The sequence below is a fragment of the Amycolatopsis sp. NPDC051373 genome (genome assembly GCF_040689465.1).
Lineage (GTDB): Bacteria > Actinomycetota > Actinomycetes > Mycobacteriales > Pseudonocardiaceae > Amycolatopsis.
The window spans coordinates 309003-322140 of record NZ_JBFBAE010000006.1 but is presented as its reverse complement, the minus strand read 5'-3'; the positions used below and the strand labels follow the sequence as shown (position 1 = coordinate 322140).

12 protein-coding genes are annotated in these 13138 nt (G+C 71.2%); 8 read left to right on the top strand and 4 right to left on the bottom strand.

All coding sequences use genetic code 11. The features are described 5' to 3' along the window. Positions 1-10 precede the first annotated feature (10 nt). The 5 genes from AB0383_RS13980 (at position 11) to AB0383_RS13960 (ending at position 4044) form a co-directional block, all read left to right on the top strand. Positions 11-1084 carry a DNA-directed RNA polymerase subunit alpha gene (locus AB0383_RS13980; protein ID WP_220246098.1) on the top strand — a complete coding sequence of 358 codons (1074 nt, stop codon included), beginning with the start codon at positions 11-13 and terminating at the stop codon, positions 1082-1084. A 43-nt stretch (positions 1085-1127) separates the two neighbouring features. Next, positions 1128-1697: a 50S ribosomal protein L17 gene (gene rplQ / locus AB0383_RS13975; protein WP_366187281.1), complete on the top strand. Its 570-nt coding sequence runs from the start codon at positions 1128-1130 to the stop codon at positions 1695-1697. Between the two features lie 73 nt (positions 1698-1770). Then, entirely contained in the window at positions 1771-2607 is an 837-nt protein-coding gene (truA, locus tag AB0383_RS13970) for a tRNA pseudouridine(38-40) synthase TruA (protein WP_366187279.1), read from the top strand. An 11-nt stretch (positions 2608-2618) separates the two neighbouring features. Further along, positions 2619-3257, top strand: a complete 639-nt coding sequence (locus AB0383_RS13965; RefSeq protein WP_366187277.1) for a class I SAM-dependent methyltransferase — start codon at positions 2619-2621, stop codon at positions 3255-3257. 112 nt (positions 3258-3369) lie between these two features. Beyond that, entirely contained in the window at positions 3370-4044 is a 675-nt protein-coding gene (locus tag AB0383_RS13960) for an alpha/beta hydrolase family protein (protein WP_366187275.1), read from the top strand. A 58-nt stretch (positions 4045-4102) separates the two neighbouring features. Here AB0383_RS13960 and AB0383_RS13955 read toward each other — a convergent pair whose 3' ends face one another. Both AB0383_RS13955 and eccE read right to left on the bottom strand, forming a co-directional pair. Continuing rightward, positions 4103-4822, bottom strand: coding sequence for a hypothetical protein (locus AB0383_RS13955; RefSeq protein WP_220246102.1), 720 nt, complete (start codon positions 4820-4822; stop codon positions 4103-4105). Then, on the bottom strand, positions 4819-6057 hold the full coding sequence (gene eccE, locus AB0383_RS13950; RefSeq protein ID WP_366187272.1) for a type VII secretion protein EccE: 1239 nt from the start codon (positions 6055-6057) through the stop codon (positions 4819-4821). The genes AB0383_RS13955 and eccE overlap by 4 nt, the downstream gene beginning before the upstream one ends. 534 nt (positions 6058-6591) lie before the next feature. On the opposite strand from eccE, the gene eccB reads away from it, so the two are divergent. Genes eccB through AB0383_RS13935 form a run of 3 tightly spaced genes read left to right on the top strand, consistent with a single transcriptional unit; the run spans position 6592 to position 9728 of the window. After that, entirely contained in the window at positions 6592-8232 is a 1641-nt protein-coding gene (gene eccB / locus AB0383_RS13945; protein WP_364183366.1) for a type VII secretion protein EccB, read from the top strand. A 54-nt stretch (positions 8233-8286) separates the two neighbouring features. Then, the gene (locus tag AB0383_RS13940; protein WP_364183364.1) at positions 8287-8616 is read left to right on the top strand and encodes a hypothetical protein; all 330 of its coding nucleotides are present in this window, start codon (positions 8287-8289) and stop codon (positions 8614-8616) included. Then, a complete protein-coding gene (locus AB0383_RS13935) occupies positions 8613-9728 on the top strand; it encodes a WXG100 family type VII secretion target (protein ID WP_366187269.1) in 1116 nt (371 codons plus the stop codon). Before AB0383_RS13940 ends, AB0383_RS13935 begins: the two co-directional genes overlap by 4 nt. 67 nt (positions 9729-9795) lie before the next feature. On the opposite strand, the gene AB0383_RS13930 is transcribed toward AB0383_RS13935, so the two are convergent. Together AB0383_RS13930 and eccD are read right to left on the bottom strand one after the other, a co-directional pair. Next, positions 9796-11457 carry a S8 family serine peptidase gene (locus tag AB0383_RS13930; protein WP_364183359.1) on the bottom strand — a complete coding sequence of 554 codons (1662 nt, stop codon included), beginning with the start codon at positions 11455-11457 and terminating at the stop codon, positions 9796-9798. Between the two features lie 8 nt (positions 11458-11465). Then, positions 11466-12833, bottom strand: a complete 1368-nt coding sequence (gene eccD / locus AB0383_RS13925) for a type VII secretion integral membrane protein EccD (RefSeq protein WP_364183356.1) — start codon at positions 12831-12833, stop codon at positions 11466-11468. Positions 12834-13138: the final 305 nt, after the last annotated feature.

The window sequence follows — 13138 nt, the reverse complement described above, 5'->3', positions numbered from 1 at the left end:
ATTAGGAAAAATGCTGATTTCCCAGCGGCCGGCTCTCGGCGAAGAGACGGTCAACGAGACCCGCTCCCGGTTCACCATCGAACCGCTGGAGCCCGGCTTCGGCTACACGCTCGGCAACTCGCTGCGGCGCACGCTGCTGTCGTCCATTCCGGGCGCGGCCGTGACGAGCATCCGCATCGACGGCGTGCTGCACGAGTTCACCACCGTTCCCGGGGTGAAGGAAGACGTCACCGACATCATCCTGAACCTCAAGGAGCTCGTGGTGTCCTCGGAAGAGGACGAGCCGGTCACCATGTACCTGCGCAAGCAGGGCCCCGGTGAGGTCACGGCTGCCGACATCGTGCCCCCGGCCGGCGTCACCGTGCACAACCCGGACCTTCACATCGCGGCGCTGAACGGCAAGGGCAAGCTCGAGATCGAGCTCGTCGTCGAGCGCGGCCGCGGTTACGTTCCGGCCCTGCAGAACAAGCAGGCCGGCGCCGAGATCGGCCGCATCCCGGTCGACTCGATCTACTCGCCGGTGCTGAAGGTGACGTACAAGGTCGAGGCCACTCGTGTCGAGCAGCGCACCGACTTCGACAAGCTGATCCTGGACGTCGAGACCAAGCCGTCGATCACGCCGCGCGACGCGGTCGCGTCGGCGGGCAAGACGCTGGTGGAGCTGTTCGGTCTCGCTCGCGAGCTGAACGTCGACGCCGAGGGCATCGAGATCGGCCCGTCGCCGCAGGAAGCGGACACCATCGCCGCCTACGCGATGCCGATCGAGGACCTGGACCTCACCGTCCGGTCGTACAACTGCCTCAAGCGCGAAGGCATCCACACGGTGGGCGAGCTCGTCTCGCGCAGCGAGGCGGACCTGCTCGACATCCGCAACTTCGGTGCGAAGTCGATCGACGAGGTCAAGCTGAAGCTGGTCGGTCTCGGCCTGGCGCTCAAGGACAGCCCGCCCGGGTTCGACCCGACCGCGGCTGCCGCCAGCTACGACGGTGAGGGCTGGTCGGGAAGCGTCGCCGGCATCGGCGGCGGGATTTCGGACGAGGGCCACGACGATGGCCAGGACTACGCAGAGACGGAGCAGCTGTAAGGCCGCGTAGGCCTGGAGCTGTGCAGCTGAACTAGGAGAACCAATGCCCACCCCTACCAAGGGAGCCCGGCTCGGCGGCTCGTCCGCGCACGAGCGGCTGATCCTGGCCAACCTGGCCTCGCAGCTGTTCGAGCACGGCAAGATCACCACGACCGAGGCGAAGGCCCGCCGGGTGCGCCCGCTGGCCGAGAAGCTGATCACCAAGGCGAAGCGGGGCGACCTGCACAACCGTCGCCAGGTGCAGAAGGTCGTGCGTGACAAGGACGTCGTGCACAAGCTCTTCGCCGAGATCGGTCCGCACTTCGCGGAGCGCGCCGGCGGTTACACCCGCATCACCAAGACGATGCCGCGCAAGGGCGACAACGCCGCCATGGCCGTCATCGAACTGGTCGCGGAGAAGACCGTGACGTCGGAAGCCGAGCGGGCTCGCAAGACGAAGTTCGCGAAGGACGAGAAGCCGGCCGAGGCTGCCGTGGTCGAAGAGACCACGTCGGAAGAAGCCGTCGCCGAGGCTCCGGCCGAGGAGACCACCGAGGCCGCGGCTTCGGAGGAGGCTTCGGCCACGTCGGACTCGGACGAGGCCGCTGACGACGCGGACGCCAAGAAGGACTGAAGTCCTGACGGCACAGTCGACACCGGACGAGCCCGCCACTCCCTCTGGGGAGGGCGGGCTCGTTCGTCTGCGCTTGGACGTGTCCTACGACGGCACGGACTTCTCCGGCTGGGCCCGCCAGCCCGGTCGGCGCACCGTGCAGGCCGAGTTGGAAGCGGCCCTGCAGCGCCAGCCTCCGGGCGCGTCCGTGCCCAAGTCCGTGGTCGTCGCGGGCCGTACGGATGCCGGGGTGCACGCGACGGGTCAGGTCGTGCACGTCGACGTCGTCCCGCTGGAGCCCGGTGCTCCCGGCCGCGTGCCGGTTGACGCGCAAGGCATCCCGGACCTCACGCGCATGACGGGCCGCTGGAACAAGCTGATGCCCGCGGACGTGCGCGTGCTCCGCGCCCGAGTCGCCCCTGCGGGCTTCGACGCCCGCTTCTCGGCCATCCGCCGCCACTACCGCTACCGCGTCTCAGACGCGCCGTGGGGCGTTGATCCACTGCGCCGCAACGACACCCTCGCCTGGGGCCGTCCACTGTCGACGGATGCGATGAACGAGGCCGCCGCGGACATGCTCGGCCTGCAGGACTTCGCCGCCTACTGCAAGCAGCGCGAGGGTGGCACCACGATCCGCGAGCTGCAGCAGCTGGAGTGGACCCGGCTCGATGAGCACCTGCTGGAAGTCCGCGTCTCCGCCGACGCGTTCTGCCACTCCATGGTCCGCAGCCTCGTCGGCGTGCTGCTGATGGTCGGCGACGGCCGCCGCCCCCGCTCCTGGCCCGCCGAGGTCCTCGCCAGCGGCACGCGGGACAGCGCCGTCGCCCCGGCCCACGGCCTCACGCTCACTGTCGTGGACTACCCGCCGGACGCAGAACTCGCCGCGCGCGCCGAGCAGACGCGCAACGTCCGCTCCGCCGAAGACCTGTAGCTTCTCTCCGCGTGGGAGACGCGGCGGAGCACCAGGACCAGACCAGGGCGGCCTACGACGGCGTCGTCGAGCTGTACGCGTCGCTCTTCGCCGACCGGCAGTTGGAGACGATGCCGTTCACGCGGACCATGGTCCGCACCTTCGCCGAGCTGGTCGCCGCGACGGGCAACTCGCGCGTGGCCGACATCGGCTGCGGTCCCGGGCACATCACCGCGTTTCTGGCCGACCGGGGGCTGGCCGCCCGCGGTCTCGACCTTTCCCCGGGCATGGTCGAGCACGCCCGGAAGTCCTTCCCGGCCCTGCACTTCGACGAGGCCCGCACGGAAGCCCTGCCTCTCGACGACGGCTCCCTCGGCGGCGTGGTGGCCCACTACTCGCTGATCCACACCCCGCCGGCGGAAGTGCCCGCGCTGCTCGCCGAGCTGACGCGTGTCCTGGCCCCGGGCGGCCTGGCGCTGATCTCGTTCTTCGCGACCGACGCCCCGGAGCCGATCCGCTTCGACCACAAGGTCGCACCCGCCTACAGCTGGCCGGTGGACCGCTTCGCCGAGCTGCTCGCCGACGCCGGCCTCGCCGAGTCCGCCCGCCTCGCCCACGATCCGCGGTCCGAGCGGGGTTTCCTCGACGCGCACCTGCTGGCCCGCCGCTAGCGGACTCGTGGCGGCGAATGGGCATCAGGGGGCGGCCTATCGGTGGTGAGCCACGCCCCGGGGGTGATGACCTGGTGTGGTCCTCCCTCGCGAGCCAAGAAGGAGATTTGCCATGGTGACGTTCGTCCTCGTGCCCGGTGCGTGGCACGGTTCCTGGACGTTCGAGTCGGTCATCCCGCTGCTGGAGCGTGCCGGTCACACCGTCCACGCCCTGACCCTGACGGGATTGCGGCCCGACGATGACGACGCGACGGTTGCGAGCGCCAACCTCGACACCCACGCCGGCGACGTCGTGAGCCTTCTCGAGCGCGCCCGGATCACCGACGTGACGTTGGTGGGGCACAGCTACGGCGGGATGGTGATCTCCGCCGCTGCCGACCGTGCGGGCGGCCGCGTCTCCCGGCTGGTTCACCTCGACGCCTATGTTCCGCGCGACGGCGAGTCGTGCTGGTCGTTGACCACGGAGGCCTACCGGCAGTCCTTCGTGGCCGGTGCGGCTGACACGGGCCACGCCGTCCGTCCGCCGTTCCGCGCCCCGCACGGCGGCGATCCCCGCCGCCGTCCCCATCCGCTGGCCTCCCTCGTGCAGACGATCCGGCTCACCGGCGTCGTCGATCGGGTGCCCCGGCGCGACTTCGTCTACTGCTCCGGCTGGGAAGACGGCACGCCCTTCGCCGGACTCCGCGCCCGGCTCGAAGCCGATCCGGGCTGGCGCGTCCATGACCTCCCCACCGCCCACAACGCGATGCGGGAGGCCCCGGGTGCCGTTGCCGAGCTCCTGATCTGAACACAGCGAAGGCCTCCTCGAACGCGTCGAGGAGGCCTTCACCACAAGCGAAACCGGCTCAGTCGCCCCGGCGCACCGGGCCGAGCAGCTGCTGTTCCTTCTGTGTCGTCACCAGGCGCAGCGGCCGCCACAGGTTGCGGCCCAGTGCCACGACCTGGTCGTCCTTCAGCGTGGTCAGCTGGCGCATCATCTGCGGCGGCAGGCGCCAGATGCGGGCCGCCAGCTCGGCTTGGCCGGCGGGCAGGCGCTGCATCAGCACGAGGTCCGCGGCGTTGGCCGTCGCGCCGGCCTGCGGGTGCAGGTACGGCAGGACGTAGACGGTCGTCTGCCACGGCGAACGCGGCGGGAAGAGATCCTGCGGGGTCGGGCCGCCGTCCGTGACCACCAGCAGCGGCGCGTCCTCCGACGGGCGCGGCAGCTCGACCGGCGACAGGCGCCGGATCTGCACCAGGGGGGAGGGCCGTCCGTCGCGGTTGCCGGCGGCCTGGGAGAGCACCTGCCAGGCCGCGGGACGCCCGGTGGCCACCACCACCCACGCACCGACCGCCATCGCGCGCAGCGCCACCTGACGGGCCAGGTACAGCCCGCCCACGAGCACGATGCGCGTCGGCGTGGAGCGCAGGGCGGAGATGGTGAGGGGTTCGCCCTTCAGGCCCGAGCCGAGGACGATGCCGCCACGGTCGCCCGAGGGGCTGATCGCGTCGAGCATCGCGGGGTCCACGGTGAACTCCGGGGCCACGCCGGGGTTCTGCCCGGCGTCGCGAAGGCGGGTGCTCATGCCGTACCTCCGATCGGCAGGGTCGCGGCGAACGCGGAGATCTGCAGGCCCCGCAACGGCGTCAGGTCGACGTCGAGCCGCTCCGAAATGGACTTGAGCCGCTGGTCGGCGGCTTCGAGCTCACGCGGGTTGCGGGCGCTCACGCGCACCACGCCGCGCAGGCCGATGCGGCCCTCGTCCGCGGCGGGGGAAATCGACATGGCGACCGTGGCCGACAGGGCGCGCACGCTGGTGAGCGCGTCGAGGCTGCCGGTGATCTTGCCCTTGGGCCAGCTCGTGATCGCGTAGCTGGAGTGCCCGATGCCGGCCGCCGTGACGCCCGTCCAGCTCTCCTGCAGCGTGACCTTCGTCGACGAACCCGCCACGGCCGTGAGCTCCGCGGCGGAGATGCTGGCACGCAGCAGCTCGTCCGGGTCCAGCGGCCGCGTCGGCACGCCCTGCGACTCCAGCGCGTTACGCACGCGCGACAGCGCACCGATCAGCGCGCGGTGGGCGCCGACGACACCGCCACCGCGTTCCCGGATCGCCTCCGGGCAGCGGCGCGGGTCGAGGCGGATCGCGATCCACGTGGTGCGCCGGGCCGCCGCGGGCAGCGGGCCGAGCACCTCCATGTACGAGCTGAGCGCCGGCGAGTCCGACGGCAGCGCCGCGGAACCCGGGTAGCTGTGCCAGATCATCTGGATGGAGTCGAGCACCACACCGCGGTCCTCGAGGCACGGCGCGAGCGCCGACAGCGGCAGACTCGGCGCGCCGCCGGCCTGGGTGATCAGCGCGGGCGTCGGCTCCACGAGGAGCACCGCCGTCCACGTGCCGTCGTTCCAGGCGAGGCCGACCTGCTGGCGCTCGTGGTCGACGCCGTGCGCCACCACGAGGTCCGGCACGGCCAGGCGCAGGAGGTTCACACGCGCGTCGTCCGGGCCCGTCACCGTGGTGTTCTCCGCGGCCAGCTCTTCGAGGCTGCTGGGCGGCGGCGGGGTCGCGACGCGGTCGTGCGAACGGAAGCGGTAGCGCAGCGTGAGACCGAGCCACTGGGTGAACCAGCGCCCGCCCCAGCGCAGGAACGCGAAGATGAGGAAAACGGCGGCGACGCCGATGGCGATGTACTTCAGCTGCTCCATGTTGATCGCGAGCAGCACGAGTCCGATCGTGACACCCACTTCGAGGAGCACGAGGTTCGACACGGGCAGCGGGCCGAGGTTGATGCCGCCGGACCGCTGACGCGAAGGCGGGGCCATGCGCGTCGCGGTCGCGGTGCCACCGCTCTGCGGCGAGCCACCGGAACCGGGGCCGTCAGGACCGGGTCCGCCGGAACCGCCGCCAGGCCCGCCAGGTCCCCCCGGACCTCCAGGGCCACCGGGTCCTCCGGGCCCACCTGGGCCGCCAGGTCCTCCGGGACCACCCGGGCCGCCGCCACGGGGGCCGGGTCCGCCGGGTCCGCCCGGGCCACCGGGTCCACGCGGGACTCCGCCGGGTCCGCCAGGACCGCCCGGCACGCCACCGGGTCCGCCCGGTCCGCCTGCTCTGCCCGGCCGCTGCGGCGGGCCCGGAGGACGTCCTCCGGGCGGCGGTGGCCCGGGGGGCCCTGGCGGACGTGGAGGCGTGGTGACGGACATCCGCGCGTTCTCTTCCCCTCGTGAGTGCTACGTTCCCGGAAAGCCGGTCCCGAGGTGTCCGACCCTAGCTTGAGTTGGTAGAAACCCCACACCAGACGGTCCCCGTACGGCTATCCTGCGGAACCGTACCGCGACGGGGAGGACTGTAGGTCGAGAATGCCATCAACACCCACGACTAAGAGTCAGGTTCAGGCCTACAAGTTCGTCATGCGCCGGATGCAGTCGGCGCTCGTCCGCCGCGACGCGGTGATGCTCCACGACCCGATGCGCACACACTCGCGGGCGACCGTCGTCGGGGTGATCCTCGGTGTGCTCGGCGCGGTGGTTTTCGTGCTGATCGCCCTGCTCAGCCCGGCCCCGGCGGTTCCCGCGTCGGGCGGCATCGTGATCGGTGAGCAGTCCGGCACCGTTTACGTGGTCACGGGCAATCCGCAGAAACTGATTCCGACGTTCAACCTCGCTTCCGCGCGCCTGATCCTGCTCGCGCAGTCGCAGCAGCAGACGCAAGGCGCAGAAGGCGGAGCGCAACCCGCGGCTAATGCCGCGCCGGCCGCGGCGGTGAATCCGACCGTCGTCTCCGATGAACAGCTCAAGAATATTCCGCGCGAGAAGCTGACCGGCATTCCCGACGGGCCACAACTTCTGCCCGATTTGACCCAGCGCATTTCCCCCAACTGGGCGGTGTGCGACCAGGTGGCGCTCGACCCGCGGCTGCCGCTACCCGACAGCGTGGACCGCACCGACACCACGGTGATCGGCGGCGTCGCGAACGTCGGCACCGAGCTCGCCAAAGGCCAGGCGCTGCTCGGCCGCGCGGAGGACGGCAAGACCTACCTGATCTACCGCCTGCAGGCCACGCAGGCGCGGCCCGACGCCAACACCGTGCGCGCCGAGGTCGACCTCGGCGACAACGACCCGGTGCGGGCGGCGCTGCAGCTGCCGGCCAAGGCGCGCAAGGCTTCCCAGGCGTTCCTCAACGCGATCCCCGACGTCGGCAAGCTGGTGCCGCCGGCGGTCGACGGTGCCGGTGAAGCGCCGCAGCAGGACTTCGACGGCCTCACCGTCGGCGACGTGTTCTCCACGAGCCCGTCCGGGGCTGCGACGGACTTCTGGCTGATCACCCGCAACGGCATCCAGAAGGTGTCGTCCGCGGTCGCCGACATCGTCCGCACAGCGAAGAACGGCGGCGGGACCAAGATCACCGACCTCGGCCTGGAGAAGATCAACAACGTCCCGCGGCTCCAGCCCACCGACCCCGGGTTCGTGAAGGTCGACAACTACCCCGAGCAGACCCCGACCGTGCTCGACGCCACCCAGGGCTCGCCGGTGGCGTGCCTCGGCTGGTCGTTCGACGGCAAGAACACGGCCCACACGTCGGTGTACGTGAGCAAGGGCCTGCCGGCCGAGACGACGAACGCCGACGGATCGAGCAAGGTCCAGAGCGTCAGCAACACCGGGCCGAACGGCCTGCCGATCACCGGCTTCTACATGCCGCCGGGCTTCGGCGCCGTGGTGCAGTCGGCCACCGAGTCGAGCGCCACGTTCAAGAAAGGCCCGATCCAGCTGATCAGCGACCGCGGCCTCCGGTACGGCGTGCCGGACCAGGCGACGGCCGCCGCGCTCGGCCTGACCGACGCGCAGCCGGCGCCGGAGTCGATCATCGGCCTGCTCCCCACGGGTTCGTCGCTGAACACGCAGGACGTGATGAAGCAGTTCGACTCGGTGCCGATCGACCCGAACGCGGGTTCGTTCCAGGCGCCGGCGAACCAGCAAGCCGGCCAGCCGGCCGGGAACTGAGGCGGGTCCGCGTCCGTCACACTCGAAGACAAGTCGGGTGAGCGGAGGGATGTCGTGGCAGCGGGGAACAACGCGCTGAACATCGACGGCGAAATCGTCGGCGGCTACGCGACCAAGGTCGCGGTGGCCGCCGACGAGCTGGACACGGCCGCGGCCGTCGTCGGTGCGGGAGCGATCACGGTCGAGGCGTACGGAGAGCTCGGTGGCCGACTCGGTCTGGACCAGTCGTACGCGCGAGCGTCCGGGGCGTTGCGGCAGCAGCTGCAGGCAGGCGCGGCTGCGCTGCGGTCGGCTGCGGAGGCACTGGACCAGCTCACCGCCGGCCACGCGCAGCGTGACGCCGATGCGGCCGAGCAGATCAAGCGTGCCGGGGGGTTGTCGTGACCGAGCCGTCGCTGACGTTCGTGTCGGAGCTCGCGGGTGAGCTCGGCGTGACCGACCCAGTCGAGACGTACTACCGGCCGCTCGTCGGCCGCTGGGCCGAGCTCGACGAAGAAGCGCAGCGCCTGCGCACCGCGGCGAAGACGGCGGGCGGTGTCTCCGCCGACCTGGCCGACGAGCTGGGCCGGCTCGACGCGTCGTGGTCCGGGGAGGACGCCGACGCGTTTGTCACCTATCTGAGTGAAATCCGGTCCGCGAGCGAAGGCGTCGAAGACGCGCTGGACGAGCTGGCGGGCGCGCTGGAGGAACTGGCCGGATCGCTGCGCAAGATCGTGGGCGACGCCACCGACGTGCTCGTGGACTCGGCCGACCTGCTGTCGGAGTCAGCGATGCTGCCTGTCGGGGGCGTCAGCCGCTCGCGCACGCAGCTGCGCGAGACCGAGCAGTCGGTGAAGTCGTTGTACGACGCGGCGGAAGACGTGCTGCAGCACTTCGCCCAGCTCTGCGACGGCGTGGACGCGCCGGCGGGGGAGCAGTCGAGCATCGCGGTGCGGCAGCACTACCCGCAGGAGCAGTTCCGGCTGCACGAAAGCGATTTCGCGCCGGCGCAGCCGCCCTCGGTGGTCACCGCGGGGCCGTCCACATCGGAGCAACCGACGCACGACGACGCGGCTCAGCAGGCCGCGACTCACACCGGCGTGGCCCAGACCGAAGCCGCGACCGCGCCGACCCACACCGACACCACGACACCGTCGGCCGACGACTCCGTCACCGCGTCCGCGGCCGAAGAACCCCACCAGGGCAAGGAAACCGGCGCCGACCCGCGCCTCACGCAGGGGCAGGCGGGCGCGCTGCCGATCGGACCCGAGGGCCTCGCCCCGGCGCCGGCGCCGGCCGCCCAGAGCGAGTCCGGCGGCATGTCGATGATGCCCATGATGCCGATGGGCGGCATGGGCAGCGGCGGGATGGGCGGCGGTGGTGGCGGCTCGCGCCAGGCCAAGAACCGCACGCCCGCCAAGCCTTCCGAGCTCCTCGGCGATCCCGCCCCGGTCACGCCACCCGTGATCGGCGAGGACCCTCAGAAGCCCGCCAAGGCCAAGAAACCCCAGAACTGACAGAAGGGGCCGTCCACCGCTTTTCCGCGGTGTACGGCCCCCTTCAGCGTCTTCGGGCGGGTATCGCTCAGCTCGGCGGGCCGGTCGGGCGGTTGCGCCTGATCGTGTGCATCACGAAGAGCGTGATCAGCAGCGCCACGATGCCACCGCCGGTGCCGGCCAGCGCCACGATCATCGGCGTCGAGCTCATCGAGTCGGCTGGCGGCAGCACCGCCGTCTGTACCACGGGTTTCGGCTTCGCGAGCTCGCCGACGTCGTTCGGCAGGTTCGCGGTGAGCGCGGCCACGGGGTCGATCACGCCGTAGCCCACGAAGTCATCGCGCCCGCCCGGTGCGGCCGGGTGCTGCGCGGTGGTTTCGATGCGCTGGATCACCTGGCGGGCGTTGAGCTGCGGGTACATCTGACGCACGAGCGCGGCCACCCCGGCCACGTACGGCGAGGCGAAGCTCGTGCCCTGGATGGCCGACTGCTGGGTGCCCTCGATCGTCAGGTTGGCCAGGCCCGTCGACCCCTCGGCCGGGTCGAGCGAAATGATGTTGGTGCCCGGCGCGGCGACGCCGACCCACGGTCCGTGCACGCTGAACGACGCGACGCCGCCCGTTTCGTCGATCGCACCGACCGACAGCACGTCGTCGGCGAACCACGGCGGCGTGACGATCGAGCGCGGCTTGTTCGGGTCGGCCTGGTCGTTCTGCGGGCAGTCGTCGGAGACGTTGCCCGCGGCGGCGACGACCACCACGTTGTGGTCGGCCGCGAACTTCACCGCGGCCTGCACCTGCTGTTCGCCCTTCTGGATGCTGCCGGTCCCGTCGGCCGCGCGGCAGTGGTCCACCGACATGTTGATCACGCTGGCTTCGCCCCGCTCGGCGATGCCGTGGATGATCTCGGCCAGCGTCTGCAGCGTGCCCGCGGTGCCTTCCTTCTGCAGCTGACGGGTGTCGCCCTTGTCGTCCTGCTGGGGAGCGGTACCGGCCTGCTCACCGCCGACCTGGCCGCCACCGCCGCCGTTGCCCGGGAGCTGACCGCCGTTCTGGCCACTGGGCGGGGTGCTGCCGTTCTGGTTGCCGGGCGGAGTGCCGGTGTCGCCACCGGGCTGCCCGGTATTGGTCGAGGCGTTCTGGTCGACGGCGTAGTTCGAGCTCAGCTGCCGGTACGACACGATCGTGGCGTCGGGGGCGACGCCGATGAAGCCGACCTTCGGGTCCTGCGGGTTGCCCGCGATGATGCCGGCCACCTCGGTGCCGTGGCCGTCGCAGTCTTGCAGGCCGCCGGGCTGGCCGTTGTCCGGTTTCGCGACGTACTCACCGCCGCTTTCGACCCGGCCCTCGAACCACGGGTGCGGCGTGACGCCGGTGTCGACCACCGCGACCTTGATGCCCCCGCCGACGGTGCCCTTGGCCGCGCGCACGATCTGCTGCGCCTTGTCCAACTGCAGGTAGCTCTGGCCCCACGGGATCGTGTTGATCTCGACGTTCTGCCCGAGGCTGCGCTTCACGCACTCGATCTTCTTCTGGTAGGTCTTGTCCGGTTTACGCTCGTCGGGCGGCAGCGTGTTCAGGTCGACCTGCGGCGGCGTGGCCCAAGTGCCCGCGGCACCCGTGTCCTGCTGCGCCGAAGCGGGCGAGACGAGCGCGAATGGCGACAGCACCCCGAGCCCGGCCGCGAGCAGGACCACACCTGTGCGGCCGCCGAGCCCGAGCCGCCGGACGATCGGACGTCGTGCACGCATCTGCTGCCTCACTTGAGGTTCAGGTGGCGCAGCGTCGTGTAGAGGTCCATCACGCCGAGCGCGAGTGGTAGCACGACCGCGATGCAGATCGCCTCGAGGATCTCCACGGTGCGCCGCAGCGGCGGCGAGAAGCGCTGGTTCGGGAAGATCACGCCGACCACGAGCGAGCCCGCGGCGACCACGATAAGGGCGCCGAACACGTACAGCAGCCGGAACTCCGCCGTGGTGGCGAAGAGCCAGCCGACGAGGATGCCGGCCGCGGACACCATGCCGGTGGTGAGCAGCGCGATGGCCTGCGCGCCATTGGCGTACGCGCGGGCGCGCAGCAGCAGCACCAGCGTGGCGATCACACCGAGGATCACCCCGAAGTAGCCCGGTGCGGTCGCGGCGAACACGGCGGAGATCGCCGTGGTGGCGCCGCAGCCGATCATCAGACCGGTCATGTAGTCGTGGGCGACCGCGGTGCGCTGCTCGATGGCCTCGTAGTCCGGGAAACCGGAGTCTTCCTTCAGCTCCTCCGCGGTGCTGGGCACGTGCGGCAGCGGGAGCTTCGCAAGCCAGATCGTGGCGCGCGGCAGGATCGAGATGCAGGCGAGTGACACGGCGACCGCACCGGCGCCCACGCCCGCAGGGGTCGCGCTGGGCACGAGCGTGGCGACGAGGAACGCGATCGCGCCGAACGCGCCGGCCGTGGCGGCGGCGATGAAGACGCGGATGCCGGCGCCGATGATGAGGATGCAGACCGCCGAGACGATCAGCACGAGCACCGCGCCCAGCAGCAGGTTCGCCCGCACCGAAAGGCCGGGCACGATGTAGAAGCCGCTCACGAACGCCAGCGGCAGGCCGCCCGCGGCGGCGATCAGCACGCCGGTGGCTTCGGCCTGGTAGCCCTTCGCGAGCGTCGCGCCGACCGCCACGCAGGCGATCGCGCCGAGGCCGCCGGCGATGGCCGCGCCGAGCGCGCTGCCGCCGTAGAGCGAGCCGCTCATGAACAGCGCCAGCGCGGAAATGAACAGCGCGAGGCCGCCGGCGACGTGGCCGAAGCGGCGCGCCGTCTCCTTGGTCCACGGGCGGAAGCTGTCGGGCGTCGACTCGGCGATGGCGTCGACCACGTCGTCGTACAGCGGCGGCGGCGGGTTCTCGTTGCGCTTGCGCAGCTGCAGCAGTTCGCCGTCCACGACGCCGAGCGACGCCAGCGTGCGGCTCGGGTCGAGCGGGGCGTCGCCGAGCTTGGCCAGTGCCCAGCCGCCGTGGCGCGCGCCGCCGTCGGGCGAGGTCTCCTTGGCCATCTCCAGCAGCATCGGCAGCAGGTCGGCCACCGCGACGTCGGCCGGTAGCGCGACGTCGATCCGGGTGTTCGGTGCGACCACCGTCACCCTGCTGAATACCGTCGTGCCCGTTGCCACTAGATGCCCCCGCTCTGAAGAGTCAACTCCCGGGGCAACTTATACCGAACCCGGGAGCCGGGATCATCGACTGTCCGAAAATCCTTGGCGAAAGTACACCGGCCGGACGACGGACGGGCGGCGCGACCAGGTGGGATCGGCCGATTCGGGTCCTTGCTGTCGGTGGTGGGCCGTACACTCCGGGGATCAGAGGAAACGGGTTGGCGGGCGAGATGCCGGACGTGCCGGTGTCCGTCAGTATCCGATGAGGGGGCAAGCTCGGTGCACTTCCGGGC